A 14204-nucleotide genomic window follows, 5' to 3' on the forward strand; every position below is an offset into this window, starting at 1 on the left:
GCAAGCCTCAGTGCGACAGCGCCTTGCTCGGCGTGCCGTTCATCAGATTGTCGGTGTAGGCGATGCCGATCGCCGACAGGATGAAGGCGGCATGGATGATGGTCTGCCACATCACGCCGGTCGAGGTCAGCCCACTGGCGCACTTGAAGACCTCGGCCGCGGCCGGACCCTGCGCGGCCACGACGGAGGCGACTGCCTGGATGTAGGTATCGCTGTTGCATGCGGGCAGCGAGTCAAGGCTGCCCGCCGCAATGAACGTCTTCAGCAGGTGGATCGAGGAGATGCCGATGATCGACAGCGCCAGCTTCACCTTCAGCACGCTCGCGTTGACGTGGCTCAGCCACTCCGGCTGGTCGGGGTGGTTCTCCAGGCGCAGGCGCGACACGAAGGTCTCGTAGCCGCCCACGATCACCATCACCAGCAGGTTGGAGATCATCACCACGTCGATCAGGCCCAGCACCAGCAGCATGATCTGCTGCTCGCCCATCTCGTTGGCCTGGTGCAGCAGGTGCCACAACTCCTTGCCGAACAGGAACACATAGACGCATTGCGCCAGGATCAGGCCCAGGTACAGCGGCAGCTGCAGCCAGCGCGAGGCGAAGATCAGGGAGGACAGGGGACTGATGGGGGTCTGGGTCGAACTCATGCTGGAATGCTGCGTTGCGGGGACGGCGCAGCGTAACGGTCCAGCTTGACCCTGCCAAGCCGAGCGACGGACTAGACTCGGGATTCCTTGTCCGCGAGCCCTCGCCATGATCGACCTGTACTACTGGCCTACCCCGAATGGCCACAAAGTCACGCTGATGCTGGAGGAAACCGGCCTGTCGTACCGGATCCAGCCGGTGAACATCGGTGCCGGGGACCAGTTCAAGCCCGACTTCCTGGCGATCTCGCCGAACAACAAGATGCCGGCCCTGGTCGATCACCAGCCCACCGATGGCGGGGCCGCGCAGCCCGTGTTCGAGTCCGGCGCGATCCTGCTGTACCTGGCCGAAAAGACCGGCCGCTTCCTGCCGGCCGACAGCCGCGGCCGGGTGGCGGTGCTGGAATGGCTGTTCTGGCAGATGGCCGGCCTCGGCCCGATGAGCGGCCAGATGGGGCATTTCAACGTCTACGCGCCCGACAAGATTCCCTATGCGATCGAGCGCTACGACAACGAAGTGCGCCGCCTGCATGGGGTGATGGACAAGCGCCTGGCGCAGGCCGCCTACCTCGGCGGTGACGAGTACAGCATCGCCGACATGGCCAGCTACCCCTGGATCGGGGCCTACGACACGCTTCCGGTCGATTTCAGCGCCTTCCCGAACCTCAAGCGCTGGCATGATGCGATCGCAGCACGCCCGGCCACCCAGCGTGCCTATGCCCTGCGCGAGAAGGTGAACCCGCAGGCCGGCAAGCCGCTCAGCGATGAAGAGCGCAAACACCTGTTCGGCCAGCGCTGAGCAGGTGCGTAGTGCCGGCCGCTGGCCGGCTCCCCGGAACGCTTGGCGCGCCCGGACGCCGGCACGCCCCCGGCACGACCGGAACGGTTTTGGTTAGGATGAAGCGTTCCCCGTGCTGCACCCGCGGCCGGGGACTGCCCAGACGCTGCCGGAATCCTTCATGCGCCACCTGTTCGCTTCGCTTGCCCTGATGCTCGCCTCGACCTCGATCGCCCACGCTGAAAAACTCACCCTGGATGCCATCACCGGTCCGCTGCCGTTGTCCGGTCCGACCCTGATGAAGCCCAAGGTGGCCCCGGACGGCTCGCAGGTCAGCTTCCTGCGCGGCAAGGACGCCGACCGCAATCAGCTGGACCTGTGGGCGTACGACATCGCCAGCGGCCAGACCCATCTGCTGGTCGACTCCAAGGTGGTGCTGCCCGGTACGGAAACCCTGAGCGACGCCGAGAAGGCCCGCCGCGAGCGCCAGCGCATCGCCGCGATGACCGGCATCGTCGATTACCAGTGGTCGCCGGATGCACGCACGCTGCTGTTCCCGCTCGGCGGTGAGCTGTACCTGTACGACCTGAGCAGGCAGGGCAAGGCCGCGGTGCGCCAGCTCACCCATGGGGAAGGCTTCGCGACCGATGCCAAGCTGTCGCCGAAGGGCGGCTTCGTCAGCTTCGTGCGTGCCCGCAACCTGTGGGTGATCGACCTGGCCAGCGGCGAGCAGATCCAGCTCACCCGCGATGGCAGCGACACGATCGGCAACGGCGTGGCCGAGTTCGTCGCCGATGAGGAAATGGACCGCCACACCGGCTACTGGTGGGCACCGGACGACTCGGCGATCGCCTTCGCCCGCATCGATGAATCGCCGGTGCCGGTGCAGAAGCGCTACGAGATGTATGCCGACCGCACCGAGATGATCGAACAGCGCTACCCGGCGGCCGGCGACCACAACGTCACCGTGAAGCTGGCCGTGATCGCGCCGCGTCAGAACGCCACGCCGACCTGGATCGACCTGGGCCGCACTCCCGACATCTACCTGGCCCGCGTCGATTGGCGTGATCCGCAGCGCCTGACGTTCCAGCGCCAGTCGCGCGACCAGAAGACGCTCGAACTGATCCAGACCGAGCTGGCCAGCGGCCAGCAGCGCACCCTGGTGACCGAAACCTCGCCGACCTGGGTGCCGCTGCACAACAGCCTGCGCTTCCTCAAGCAGGGCGGCTTCGTGTGGTCGTCCGAGCGCAGTGGTTTCGAGCACCTGTACCGCATCTCCGATGACGGCAGGACCGTCACCGCGCTGACCGCCGGCACCTGGCCGGTGGACGAACTGCTGGCCGTCGACGAAGACGCGGGCAAGGTGTATTTCCGCGCCGGCGTGGACAGCCCGCGCGAAAGCCAGCTCTACGCCGTGTCGCTGCAGGGCGGCACGCCGCAGCGCCTGTCGCAGGCCCCGGGCATGCATACCGCCAGCTTCGCGCGCAATGCCAGCGTCTACGTGGACAGCTGGTCCAGCACCACCACGCCGCCGCAGATCGCGCTGCACCGTGCCAACGGCGAGAAGATCGCGACCCTGGTCGAGAACAACCTGGAAGATCCCGCGCATCCGTATGCGCGCTATCTCGATGCGCAGCGCCCGGTCGAGTTCGGCACGCTGACCGCCGCCGACGGCAAGACGGCACTGCACTACAGCCTGATCAAGCCGACCGGTTTCGATCCGGCCAAGCGCTACCCGGTGGTCGTGTACGTCTATGGCGGCCCGGCCTCGCAGACGGTCACCAACAGCTGGCCCGGCCGTGGCGATCATCTGTTCAACCAGTACCTGGCCCAGCAGGGCTACGTGGTGTTCTCGCTGGACAACCGCGGCACCCCGCGTCGCGGTCGTGATTTCGGCGGCGCGCTGTACGGCGTGCAGGGCACGGTCGAAGTGGCCGACCAACTGCGCGGCGTCGCCTGGCTGAAGCAGCAGGCGTGGGTGGACCCGGCGCGCATCGGCGTGCAGGGCTGGTCCAACGGCGGCTACATGACCCTGATGCTGCTGGCCAAGGCGTCGGACAGTTACGCCTGTGGCGTGGCCGGTGCACCGGTGACCGATTGGGGCCTGTATGACACCCACTACACCGAGCGCTACATGAACCTGCCGGGCAACAACCCGAAAGGCTACGAAGAAGCGCGTGTGCTGGCACACATCGATGGCCTGCGTTCGCGCCTGCTGCTGATCCACGGCATGGCCGACGACAACGTGCTGTTCACCAACTCCACGGTGCTGATGAGCGCCCTGCAGAAGCGCGGCCAACCGTTCGAACTGATGACCTATCCCGGCGCCAAGCACGGCCTGTCGGGCAGCAACGCGCTGCACCGCTACCGCCTGGCCGAGGACTTCCTGGGGCGCTGCCTGGCGCCCTGATCCCCCGTTCCTGCCACCGGCCTGACAAGGAGTTCGCCGATGACATTGCCGCCCGCGCTTCCTGGTTCGACCGTGCCTCCCGGCTGGTGGCACCGCCACTGGCGCTGGGCCATGCCGCTGGCCGTGGTGTCCGGCCTTGCGGCGGCAGTGGGCGCGGTGTGGTTCGCGCTGTATCAGTGGGCGTACTGGAGCAAATCCAGTACGCCCTACCAGGAGGCCATGCGTCGCGCACGCTGCAACATCGAGCTGGTCGAAGCGCTCGGTGAGCCCCTGCGCGATGGCTACCTGCCCGCAGGCTCGATGCACTCCAATGGCCAGAGCCAGTTCGTGATCGCGATCTCCGGCCCACAGGGCAAGGGCCGCGTGTTCCTCAACGCCAAGCGCTCCGGCGACCACTGGGACTACCCGATGCTGTACGTGGTGACCGACAGCAAGGACGCGATCGATCTGGCGGCGCTGGACGACATCGAAGCTGCGGATAGGTGCGCGCTGGACGAATGCCGGGCGAAGGGGGAGTGCCCGCCGTCAACGGGCGGGTTGCAGATCTGAGCGGCGCATGACCTCCGGCCAATTGCCCCCGGCCCGCCAAGTGCGTAGGGTCGCAGGCATCCTGCCCTGGAGTTCCTGCATGAAGCCGCTTGTCCTCGCTGTCGCGTTGGCCCTGTCCGTTCCCGCCGCGTTGTCGGCCCCGCCGGCCCTGGCCGCCCCGGCTGCCGCCAAGCCTGCCGCCTCGCCCGGCTGGGTGACCCGCAGCAACCAGCTGGCGCAGATCCTGCTCGATGCGCAGGGCCCGTTCCAGCCGGAAGAAACCGGCTTCTTCGGCGTACCCGGCTACGACGACAAGGTGGCCGATTTCGGCCCGGACAACGGCGCCCGCTACCGTGCGGCGATGGCCAAGGCGCGCAGCGAGCTGCAGGCCAGGCTCGCCACCGAGCGCGATGCCAACGTCCGCCAGGACCTGGCGATCATGATCGCCGCCGCCGACCAGAACATCGAAGGCAGCGAGCTCAACGAGAAGTACCTGCTGCCGTGGAGCGATACCCCGCAGACGGTGTTCAGCGGCCTCAACCTGCTGCTCTCCGACCAGGTGCCCGCCGAGCGCCGGGCCAAGGCGCTGGATCGCCTGAAGGCCTACGCCGGGCTTGCCCCGGGCAGCCAGCCGGTGACCACGCTGTCGCGCCAGCGCTATGAAGAGCGCCTCGGCGACAAGACACTGCTGCAGCCGACGAAGATCGAAGTCGAGCAGTCGCTGGCCAATGTGGACACCTACATCACCGGCATCGAGCAGCTGTTCGGCAAGTACAAGATCGCCGGCGCCGAGCAGGCGCTGCAGACCATCGCCAGCCAGCTGCGCGAATACCGCGACTGGACCCGCCGTGAAGTGCTGCCCAAGGCGCGCACCGACGCGCGCCTGCCCGAGCCGCTGTATGCCTACCAGCTCAAGCGCGTGGGCATCGACATCGCGCCGGCGCTGCTGATGCAGCGCGCCCAGCTGGAATTCATGGAAACCCGCTCGGCGATGCGCCAGCTGGCGCCGCTGGTGGTACAGGCCAAGGGCCTGAAGGTCACCGACAGCACCGATCCGGTGGCGGTGGTGCGGGCGCTGAAGGGCGACAAGATTCCTGACGACCAGCTCGAGCACCACTACCGTGGCGTGATCGATGCGATCGACCCGATCATCCGCAAGGAAAAGATCGTCGACGTGCCGCAGCGTCCGATGCAGATGCGCCTGGGCTCGGCCGCCGAAAGCGCCGCCTCGCCGGCACCGCATTTCCTGCCGGCGCCGCTGGTCGGCAACACCGGGCAGCAGGGCACCTTCGTGCTGCCGCTGGGCAACCCGGCCGCCGGCGACAAGGCCGCGCAGTACGACGACTTCAACTTCGGCTCGGCTGCCTGGACCCTGAGCGCGCATGAAGGCCGCCCCGGCCACGAGCTGCAGTTCACTGCGATGGTCGAGCGCGGCATCTCGCTGGCGCGCACGATGTTCGCGTTCAACTCGGTCAACGTGGAAGGCTGGGCGCTGTATGCCGAGGCGGAGATGGTGCCGTACGAGCCGCTGGACGGGCAGCTGATCGCGCTGCAGTTCCGCCTGTTGCGTGCCGCGCGCGCGATGCTGGACCCGATGCTCAACCTGGGCCAGATCGACCGTGCCAACGCCGAGCGCGTGCTGATCGACGAGGTCGGCCTGTCCAAGGCGATGGCGACCCAGGAACTGGACCGCTACATGGTGCGGATGCCCGGCCAGGCCGGCAGCTACTTCTACGGCTACACCCGCATCCTGGAACTGCGCATGCAGACCGAGCTGGCGCTCGGCGATCGCTTCGACCGCCTGGCCTTCAACAACTTCCTGCTCGACCAGGGCCTGCTGCCGCCGGACCAGCTGGCCAAGGCGGTCAATGACGTCTTCGTGCCGAAGTACAAAAGCGCCACCAAGCGCTGACGGCTGTCGCGCAGCCACCGACCATCCTTTGGTAGGCACCGACCATCTTCCGGTAGGCACCGACCGTTGGTCGGTGCATTGTTCCAGCAGCCACGACCAACGGTCGTGGCCTACCCCGGTCTGCGTTACCGCGGTTCTCGTTACCGCGTCGGCGTGATCGTCTGCGTCGGCAGGCGCGGGGCCGGCGGCGGATTCGGGACCCAGATGGCCACACCGGCCGCGCGCTTCTGCGTGGTCGGGATGCCGATGCCGACGCCACCGCCCACGTGCGAGCCGTAGCTGCCGGCACCGACGGACATGCCGACCGGCGATCCGCTGGAACCCACGCCCATCAGGATCACGCCATTGGCGCCGAGTGCGGCGGCCTCACGCTTGAGCCGCATCACGGCGGCATCGGTCTGGCCCTGCGTGCCGAATCCGACTGCGCTGGCCGATTCGAGCTGGGCGATTTCCTGCGAACCGGCCGGCGGCGTGGAATAAATCTGCACCGTGGCCGGATCGACTGGCGCGCGCGCCTGGCCGAGCATGACCTTGGAGGTGCTGGCGCAGCCGGCGCTGAGCAGCGCCAGGCCCAGCAATGCAGCGCATCGGATGTTCATGGCGTTACCCCTGTGTGTGATGGCTGGGATGATCGGTGCTGGCGACTGAATCGGTCCCAACCCCTGCCAGCGCACCCTAGCACCGGCCCGGTGAGGCCTCCGCCAACGGCGTCTCGCCGGCGCTTGCGCCTGCGCCGGGAACCGCTATGGTGGGCCACGCATTCACCTCAAGGAGCCGGGCATGGGATTGATCAGTCTGTTGTGGGGCATCGTGTCGCTGCTCTGGATGATTGTGGCCCTGATCCCGCTGCTGGGGTGGGGCAACTGGTTCCTGATCCCGTTCGCCGCGGTGGGCGCGGTCATCGCCGCGATCGGCATCCTGTTCACCCACGCCAGCAAGCGCGGCCGGGCCTGGACCGGGCTGGTGCTCAACGGCATCGTGGTGGTGGGCGGCATCGTCCGGCTGGGGCTGGGCGGCGGCATCATCTGAGCTGCCGGCGTCTGCGTCGCCGGGTGCGACCGACCGTCGCAGCTCACGGCCGCCGGGTACCATCGGCGTAGAATGACCGGCTGCCGCATCCGGCTCCGCCGGCGGTCCACGCCCCTCCGGGCGCTCTCCCTGCACCGATGATCATTCGTCCTCGTCCCCACGGCTGGCAACTGCTCTACATCCTGCGCGGCTCCATCGTTCCGGCGGTGGCGCCGAAGGTTGTGGCGATCCTGCTGTTGTCGGTCGCCGTCGCCGCCCTGGCCGAGCTCTGGCACCCACCGGGCATCGAGCGCGTCTCGGTGGCACCGTTCACCCTGCTGGGCCTGGTGCTGTCGATCTTCCTCAGTTTCCGCAACAACGCCTGTTTCGAGCGCTGGTGGGAAGGCCGCAAGCTGTGGGGCCAGCTGATCTACGAATCACGCAGCCTGGCCCGGTTGTGCCAGGCGCTGCTGGTCGACGATGCCGCGCTGCGCGACCGCGTGTGCCGGCTGTGCATCGGCTTCGCGCATGCGCTGGCCGCCCGCCTGCGCGGTCGCGACATGGCGCTGGCCGCGCTGCCGTGGGTGCCCGAGGCCGACCGTGCGCGGTTCGGCCAGCGCCTCAATGCGCCGGATCAGCTGCTGGCCATGATCGCCACCGACCTGGCCCAGGCGCTGCGTGCCGGGCAACTGGATCCTTACCTGTACACCCAGTTCGAAACGCGCCTGCATGCGTTGTCCAGCATCCAGGCCGGCTGCGAGCGCATCCTGACCACGCCGCTGCCGTTCGCCTACACGTTGCTGCTGCACCGCTGCGCCTGGCTGTTCTGTGTGCTGCTGCCGTTCGGCCTGGCCAGTTCGCTGGGCTGGGCGACGCCCGTGGTGTCGGCCGTACTGGCCTATGCGTTCTTCGGTCTGGACCAGCTCGGCGAGGAAATGGAAGAACCCTTCGGGCTGGAATCCAACGACCTGCCGCTGGATGCCATGGTGCGCATCATCGAGATCGACCTGCTCGACAGCCTGGGCGTCCAGCCGCTGCCCGAGCCGCTGCAACCGCGGCAGTACCTGCTGCAGTAGTTCCTGCACTCCTTCCTGCATTCCGTTCCGGAGTTCCTCATGGCACACCCCGACTATCGCCCCCGCCGCATGCGTCACGACGAGTTCTCGCGCCGCCTGATGCGTGAGAACACGCTGACCACCGACGACCTGATCTACCCGGTGTTCGTGCACGAACTGGCCGGCCGCGCGGCGGTGGCCTCGATGCCGGGCGTGGAGCGGCTGTCGATCGACGAGCTGCTCAAGGTGGCGGAAGAAGCGCTGGAACTGGGCATCCCGGTGATCGACCTGTTCCCGGTGATCGATCCGGCCGGCAAGTCGCTCGATGCGGCGGCGGCATGGGACGACAACGGCCTCGCGCAGCGTGCGATCCGCGCGCTGAAGTCGCGTTTCCCGGAACTGGGCGTGATGACCGACGTCGCGCTGGATCCGTACACCACGCATGGCCAGGACGGCATCATCGATGACAAGGGCTACGTGCTCAACGACATCACCGTCGAGGCACTGGTGAAGCAGTCGTTGTCGCATGCCGCGGCGGGCGTGGACATCATTTCGCCCTCGGACATGATGGACGGCCGCATCGGTGCGATCCGCCGCGCGCTGGATGCCGCCGGCCACGTCAACGTGCGCATCATGGCCTACTCGGCCAAGTACGCCTCGGCGTTCTACGGTCCGTTCCGCGATGCGGTCGGCAGCTCCACCGGCCTCGGCAAGGCGGACAAGAAGACCTACCAGATGGACCCGGCCAACGGTGACGAGGCCATGCGCGAGATCGCGCTGGACCTGGAAGAGGGTGCGGACATGGTGATGGTCAAGCCCGGCATGCCCTACCTGGACCTCGTGCGCCGGGTGAAGCAGCAGTTCGGCGTGCCGACCTTCGCCTACCAGGTCAGCGGCGAGTACGCGATGATGAAGGCCGCCTTCGCCAATGGCTGGCTGGACGAGCGGGCCTGCGTGATGGAGTCGCTGATCGGCTTCAAGCGTGCCGGCGCCGATGGCGTGCTGACCTATTTCGCCCCGCAGGTGGCGCGTTGGCTGCGCGAGCGCTGACAATACGCGCCCACCCCGAGACAGGACGACGATGATGCAGACGATGGGATGGCTACAGTGGGTGACCTGGAGTGCCGGTGTACTGGCCTTCGCCGTGGTCATCGGGCTGGTGATCCGTGGCGTGCGCCGCGCCGCGCGGCAGGCACCGGAGCAACCCTCCGCCGCCGCCCGCATCGCCCGTGAGGCGCAGCTGTCGCCCGCGTTGCAGGCGCAGCTGGCCGCGTTGAACCAGCGCAAGGACCACGGCGAGATCAGCGAAGCGCAGTACGAGCAGCAACGTGCGGCGCTGCTGCAGGGCCATTGACGCTGGGCGACGCCGCCTCCACGGGTAGAGCCACGCCACGCGTGGCTGCCTTTCGGCCCCGCAACGTCAACCGCAGCCCGGACCCCGGGGCGCTGACGGCGTCTTGATCCGGTACAGATCCAGCCCGCCGGCACGCGGTGCGCGTGCCACGCCAGCCAGGACCATCTCCGACGGCTTCGAGGCGTCCACCACCGGCGCGCCGGTCTGGCCGTCGGCGGTATTGAATGACAGCGTCAGCGGCTCCGCCGCCTGGCGGTGATCGCAGCCCACCCGCCACACCTGCGAATGCCCATCGGTCGCGCGGGTGAAGGCCAGTGCGCCCTCATTGTCCAGCCAGGCGGCACCGAGTTCGTCGGCCGCGGTATTGAGCGGAGCAGGCAGGGCCTGCGCGGTGCCGAAGCCCTCGCCCTGCACGCGCGCCAGATACAGATCGAAGCCGCCCTGGGTCTGCTTGCCATGGCGTGAGAACAGAAGGGTGCGTCCATCCGGTCGCAGTGCGGGCGCACGTTCGTCATCGCGGGTGTTGAGCGGTGCTGGCAGGGCCTGGACGGGGCCGAGGGTGCCATCGGCACCCACCGGGACGCGGTACAGATCGAACCCGCCCCGGCCGCCGCTGCGGTCGGAGGCGAAGTACAGCCAGTGGCCATCGTGGCTGAAGTAGGGATCGCGTTCGTCGCGTGCGCTGTTGAGCGCGAGCGGGGAGGCATCCTGCCAGCGGCCATCGCGCAGCACCGCCTGCCACAGGTCCCAGCCGCCGCTGCCCCCGGCGCGGTCGCTGGCCCAGACGATGCGCTGGCCGTCCGGCGCGATCGTGGCCTGGGCCTCATTGGCCTTGGTCGAGACCACGCCCATGCCCTCGATGCCGAATTCGGAAAGCGCCATCGCGGCGGGTGTGCAGAGTAAACTGGCGCTCAGCGCGAGCAGAGACAATGGAATGCGCATCATCGCGTCCGTTGGGGTTTGCGTTCCATTCTAGGCCCGGAGCAGAAAACCCATGACCGACCGTTACGCCGTATTCGGCCAGCCCATCGCGCATTCGCAGTCGCCGCACATCCATGCCACGTTCGGCCGGCAGGAAGGCCTGGCGCTGGATTACCGCGCGATCGAGGCATCGCCGGCTGAATTCCTGGCGGCCCTGGAGGCCTTTGCCGCCGAGGGGGGCGTGGGCGCCAACATCACCGCGCCGCACAAGGAAGCCGCCTTCGCGCTGTGCACCACGCTGACCTCGCGCGCGCGCCGCGCCGGTGCGGTCAACACGCTGCTGCGCAAGGGCGACCGCTGGCACGGCGACACCACCGATGGTATCGGCCTGGTCCGCGACCTCACCGACCGCCACGGACTGGACCTGCGTGGCCGCCGCACCCTGCTGATCGGCGCCGGCGGCTCGGCCCGCAGCGTGGCCCCGGCCCTGCTGGATGCCGGCATCCTGGAGCTGGTCGTGGTCAACCGCACGCCGGAACGCGCCGACGCGCTGATCGACGCGATGGGCGAGCCGGGCCGCGCGATCACCCGCTACTGGGAAGACATCCGCGAACTGGGCGATTTCGAGCTGATCATCAACGCCACCTCGGCCGGCCGCGACCGCGCCGCGGAGTTCAAGCTGCCGCTGTCGCTGGTCAACAGCATGACCACCGCGGTGGACCTCAATTACGGCGAGGCGGCCATCGCCTTCACTGCGTGGGCGCGCTCGGCCGGCTGCCGCAACATCGTCGATGGCCTGGGCATGCTGGTCGAACAGGCCGCCGAGAGCTTCCTGCAGTGGCACGCGGTGCGTCCGCAGACCGATGCGGTCTACACCGAACTGCGAACCCAACTGGCGCCGCTGGTCGGCGAGGACTGAGCCGGTGAACATGGACCTGCTGATTTCGATGCTGGGCATGGTCGGCGTACGCCTGCCCGTGCTGATCGCGCTGGCGATCGCCGTGGTCTGGGTGGTGGATACCCCGCGCGGGTCGATCCGCAGCGTGGCCCTGTGGGCCCTGGGCGTGCTGGCCCTGACCACCCTGGCAAGCCTGGTACTGAACGTGGTGCCGATGTGGCTGGTGCAGCAGGGCAACTACGAGAACCTGCAGCTGATGTCGACGCTGCTGGGTGTTGGCCACTTCGCGCTCAACCTGTTCGAGGCGCTCGCGCTGGTCCTGCTGGTCTGGGCGATGACCCGCGCGCTGCGCGGCCGCGCCGTCCAACCGCTGCCGCCGCTGCCGCCGCGCTGAGCGGGTACTGCCGCCTGTCGTGGTCCACACCTTTCGCGTGGGCCGCGTCACGGATATGAACCGGCGCGGAAAATGGCGCCGGTCACGGCACCCGGGTCGTGAGAAAATGGGGACCGTGATCCAGTCAGGCAGTCCCCCGGCGTGACCGAAAAAGTTGAAGCCCCCCGCGCCCTGAACGACGAGCTCAAGGCCGGCATCCGCGACGCCTACGCCAAGCTGCAGGCCAATACGCCCGGCTTCAGTACCCGGCGCTCGCAGAGCCAGATGATCGGCGTGGTGTCGCGTGCGCTTTCGCACAGTGGCGGCGTCGGCGTGGTCGAAGCGCCGACCGGCGTCGGCAAGTCGCTGGGCTACCTGACCGCCGGCGTGCCGATCGCGCTGGCGACCAAGAAGAAGCTGGTGATCAGCACCGGCACCGTGGCGCTGCAGTCGCAGCTGGTCGAGCGCGACATCCCCAATTTCCTCAAGGCCACCGGCATCGAAGCGACCGTGGCGCTGGCCAAGGGCCGCACCCGTTACCTGTGCACCCGCAATGCCGCCGAAGCGCATGGCGACGGCGCGCAGGAAGGCATGTTCGAGGACGAGCAGCCGCTGTTCGATCGCCCGCTGGCACCGATTGAAATGGACCTGGCGCAATCGCTGAGCAAGGCCTTCCTCGAAGGCCGCTGGAACGGTGACCTGGACAACGCCCCGGAAACGATCAGCAACACCCTGCGCTCGCGCATCACCACGCCGGCCTCGGGCTGCGCCGGGCGCAAGTGCGCCTACTCCGCGCAGTGTGCGGTGCTGCGCTCGCGCAACACGGTGCGCGAGGCGCAGATCGTGGTGACCAATCACGCGCTGCTGTTGTCGGCGCTGTCGATCGGGGAGAGCGACAACGGCCAGCCGCTGATCGCGCCGCCGTCGGACATGCTGCTGGTCCTCGACGAAGGCCATCACATCGGCAACGTCGCCATCGACCAAGGCGCGGCCAGCCTCGCGCTGGACGAGATGGCCAAGCGTACCGGCCGCCTGCAGGTGCTGATCGCCGCGTCCTACCGCGCGGTGGACAAGGACAAGCTGGGCAACCTGCTGCCCAACGAGGCCATCGAGGCCGCCGCCAAGGTCAGCAAGCAGCTCAAGGCCTTCCGCGACGTGATCGACCGCAGCTGGCGGCCGGACCCGTCCGCGCAGGAGCCGATGTGGCGCGCCCCGAACGGTCGCCTGCCGGAGATCTGGATGCCGGATATCGAGGCCATCGCCGACGATACCCGCGCGCTGTTCAACTGGGCGCACGCCGCGCTGACCCAGGTGGCCAAGGGCAAGCCCGAGGATGCCGCGCGCGAGCGCCTGCAGCGCAACCTCGGCATGGCGCTGGAGATGATCGAGCAGCAGCACAACCTGTGGACCGGCTGGCGCCGCGAAGACAAGGACGGCCAGCCGCCGACCGCGCGCTGGATCACCCTCTCGCGCGATGGTGACCTGGTCCTGCATGGCTCGCCGGTCTCGGCCGCGAACGTGCTGCGCAAGCTGCTCTGGGATGAAGTGGATTCGGTGGTGATGACCTCGGCCACGCTCACCGGCGGCGGGGACTTCCAGGCGCTGGCGATCGACAACGGCATTCCGGCCGAGGCCGAGATGGTCTCGCTCGCGTCGCCGTTCGATCTGCCCAACCAGGCGCAGCTGATCGTGCCGGCATTCCCGGTCACCCCGGATGACAAGGAAGGTCACCCCAAGGAAATCGCCAAGTACCTGGTCAAGGAACTGGACTGGGACAAGGGCAGCATCGTGCTGTTCACTTCGCGCTGGAAGATGGAAAAGGTGGCCGAGCTGATGCCGGCCGCGCAGCGCAGACAGGTGCTGGTGCAGGGCGAAACCGCCAAGCAGAAGATGATCGACGAGCACTTGCGGCGTACCTCGGCCGGCGAGGGCTCGGTGCTGTTCGGGCTTAATTCCTTCGGCGAAGGCCTCGACCTGCCGGGCGAAGCCTGCACCACGGTGGTCATCACCCAGGTGCCGTTCGCGGTCCCGACCGACCCGCAGACCTCCACCCTGAGCGAGTGGTTCGAAAGCCGCGGGTTGAACGCCTTCAACCTGATCGCGATCCCGCACGCGTTGCGTACGCTCACCCAGTTCTCCGGCCGGTTGATCCGCACCTCCACCGATACCGGCCGCGTGATCATCCTCGACTCGCGGCTGCTGACCCGCCGCTACGGCAAGCGCATCATCGATTCACTGCCGCCGTTCAAGCGGGTGATCGGGTAGGGATGCATCAGACAGCCACGGGGTCGTGGCGTTCACAACGGTAGAGCCACGCCGTGCGT

Annotated in this window: 14 protein-coding genes; 11 read left to right on the forward strand and 3 right to left on the reverse strand. The window is 68.0% G+C overall.

Annotated features, from left to right (window positions below):
• Window positions 1–7: 7 nt before the first annotated feature.
• The gene (locus tag HH110_RS00660; protein WP_176987864.1) at window positions 8–646 is read right to left on the reverse strand and encodes a TIGR00645 family protein; all 639 of its coding nucleotides are present in this window, start codon (window positions 644–646) and stop codon (window positions 8–10) included.
• 106 nt (window positions 647–752) lie between these two features.
• Here HH110_RS00660 and HH110_RS00665 point away from each other — a divergent pair, with 106 nt between their 5' ends.
• The 4 genes from HH110_RS00665 (at window position 753) to HH110_RS00680 (ending at window position 6271) form a co-directional block, all read left to right on the forward strand.
• Window positions 753–1442 carry a glutathione binding-like protein gene (locus HH110_RS00665; protein ID WP_176987865.1) on the forward strand — a complete coding sequence of 230 codons (690 nt, stop codon included), beginning with the start codon at window positions 753–755 and terminating at the stop codon, window positions 1440–1442.
• 160 nt (window positions 1443–1602) lie between these two features.
• Window positions 1603–3831 (forward strand): S9 family peptidase, encoded by a 2229-nt coding sequence (locus HH110_RS00670; protein ID WP_176987866.1) that lies wholly within the window; start codon window positions 1603–1605, stop codon window positions 3829–3831.
• 39 nt (window positions 3832–3870) lie between these two features.
• Window positions 3871–4380: a cytochrome c oxidase assembly factor Coa1 family protein gene (locus HH110_RS00675; RefSeq protein ID WP_176987867.1), complete on the forward strand. Its 510-nt coding sequence runs from the start codon at window positions 3871–3873 to the stop codon at window positions 4378–4380.
• Between the two features lie 79 nt (window positions 4381–4459).
• Entirely contained in the window at window positions 4460–6271 is a 1812-nt protein-coding gene (locus HH110_RS00680; protein ID WP_176987868.1) for a DUF885 domain-containing protein, read from the forward strand.
• Window positions 6272–6411: 140 nt separating this feature from the next.
• Here the strand turns inward: HH110_RS00680 and HH110_RS00685 are convergent, their stop codons facing one another.
• On the reverse strand, window positions 6412–6870 hold the full coding sequence (locus HH110_RS00685; protein WP_176987869.1) for a hypothetical protein: 459 nt from the start codon (window positions 6868–6870) through the stop codon (window positions 6412–6414).
• 181 nt (window positions 6871–7051) lie between these two features.
• Between HH110_RS00685 and HH110_RS00690 the strand changes: the two genes are divergently transcribed.
• The 4 genes from HH110_RS00690 (at window position 7052) to HH110_RS00705 (ending at window position 9688) form a co-directional block, all read left to right on the forward strand.
• Window positions 7052–7300, forward strand: a complete 249-nt coding sequence (locus HH110_RS00690; RefSeq protein ID WP_176987870.1) for a hypothetical protein — start codon at window positions 7052–7054, stop codon at window positions 7298–7300.
• Between the two features lie 137 nt (window positions 7301–7437).
• A complete protein-coding gene (locus tag HH110_RS00695; RefSeq protein ID WP_176987871.1) occupies window positions 7438–8355 on the forward strand; it encodes a bestrophin family protein in 918 nt (305 codons plus the stop codon).
• Between the two features lie 39 nt (window positions 8356–8394).
• Window positions 8395–9384, forward strand: a complete 990-nt coding sequence (gene hemB / locus HH110_RS00700) for a porphobilinogen synthase (RefSeq protein WP_176987872.1) — start codon at window positions 8395–8397, stop codon at window positions 9382–9384.
• A gap of 34 nt (window positions 9385–9418) precedes the next feature.
• Window positions 9419–9688 carry an SHOCT domain-containing protein gene (locus HH110_RS00705; protein ID WP_241696354.1) on the forward strand — a complete coding sequence of 90 codons (270 nt, stop codon included), beginning with the start codon at window positions 9419–9421 and terminating at the stop codon, window positions 9686–9688.
• A 66-nt stretch (window positions 9689–9754) separates the two neighbouring features.
• Here HH110_RS00705 and HH110_RS00710 read toward each other — a convergent pair whose 3' ends face one another.
• Entirely contained in the window at window positions 9755–10630 is an 876-nt protein-coding gene (locus HH110_RS00710; RefSeq protein WP_176987874.1) for a PD40 domain-containing protein, read from the reverse strand.
• 52 nt (window positions 10631–10682) lie between these two features.
• On the opposite strand from HH110_RS00710, the gene aroE reads away from it, so the two are divergent.
• The 3 genes from aroE to dinG all read left to right on the forward strand — a co-directional run bounded on the left by aroE (window position 10683) and on the right by dinG (window position 14145).
• On the forward strand, window positions 10683–11528 hold the full coding sequence (aroE, locus tag HH110_RS00715) for a shikimate dehydrogenase (protein WP_176987875.1): 846 nt from the start codon (window positions 10683–10685) through the stop codon (window positions 11526–11528).
• A gap of 10 nt (window positions 11529–11538) precedes the next feature.
• Entirely contained in the window at window positions 11539–11901 is a 363-nt protein-coding gene (locus HH110_RS00720; RefSeq protein ID WP_176987876.1) for a hypothetical protein, read from the forward strand.
• A 141-nt stretch (window positions 11902–12042) separates the two neighbouring features.
• A complete protein-coding gene (gene dinG, locus HH110_RS00725; protein ID WP_176987877.1) occupies window positions 12043–14145 on the forward strand; it encodes an ATP-dependent DNA helicase DinG in 2103 nt (700 codons plus the stop codon).
• The last annotated feature ends 59 nt before the right edge of the window (window positions 14146–14204 follow it).

Source organism: Stenotrophomonas sp. SAM-B, assembly GCF_013387485.1.
Classification (GTDB): domain Bacteria; phylum Pseudomonadota; class Gammaproteobacteria; order Xanthomonadales; family Xanthomonadaceae; genus Stenotrophomonas; species Stenotrophomonas maltophilia_AA.

Bases quoted from the DNA above. Each gene is read 5' to 3' on its own strand.
- HH110_RS00720 (WP_176987876.1), top strand. From the start codon at position 11,539: ATGGACCTGCTGATTTCGATGCTGGGCATGGTCGGCGTACGCCTGCCC.
- HH110_RS00685 (WP_176987869.1), bottom strand. From the start codon at position 6,870: ATGAACATCCGATGCGCTGCATTGCTGGGCCTGGCGCTGCTCAGCGCC.
- HH110_RS00710 (WP_176987874.1), bottom strand. From the start codon at position 10,630: ATGCGCATTCCATTGTCTCTGCTCGCGCTGAGCGCCAGTTTACTCTGC.
- HH110_RS00675 (WP_176987867.1), top strand. From the start codon at position 3,871: ATGACATTGCCGCCCGCGCTTCCTGGTTCGACCGTGCCTCCCGGCTGG.
- HH110_RS00690 (WP_176987870.1), top strand. From the start codon at position 7,052: ATGGGATTGATCAGTCTGTTGTGGGGCATCGTGTCGCTGCTCTGGATG.
- aroE (WP_176987875.1), top strand. From the start codon at position 10,683: ATGACCGACCGTTACGCCGTATTCGGCCAGCCCATCGCGCATTCGCAG.
- HH110_RS00660 (WP_176987864.1), bottom strand. From the start codon at position 646: ATGAGTTCGACCCAGACCCCCATCAGTCCCCTGTCCTCCCTGATCTTC.
- hemB (WP_176987872.1), top strand. From the start codon at position 8,395: ATGGCACACCCCGACTATCGCCCCCGCCGCATGCGTCACGACGAGTTC.
- HH110_RS00680 (WP_176987868.1), top strand. From the start codon at position 4,460: ATGAAGCCGCTTGTCCTCGCTGTCGCGTTGGCCCTGTCCGTTCCCGCC.
- HH110_RS00670 (WP_176987866.1), top strand. From the start codon at position 1,603: ATGCGCCACCTGTTCGCTTCGCTTGCCCTGATGCTCGCCTCGACCTCG.
- HH110_RS00705 (WP_241696354.1), top strand. From the start codon at position 9,419: ATGCAGACGATGGGATGGCTACAGTGGGTGACCTGGAGTGCCGGTGTA.
- HH110_RS00665 (WP_176987865.1), top strand. From the start codon at position 753: ATGATCGACCTGTACTACTGGCCTACCCCGAATGGCCACAAAGTCACG.
- HH110_RS00695 (WP_176987871.1), top strand. From the start codon at position 7,438: ATGATCATTCGTCCTCGTCCCCACGGCTGGCAACTGCTCTACATCCTG.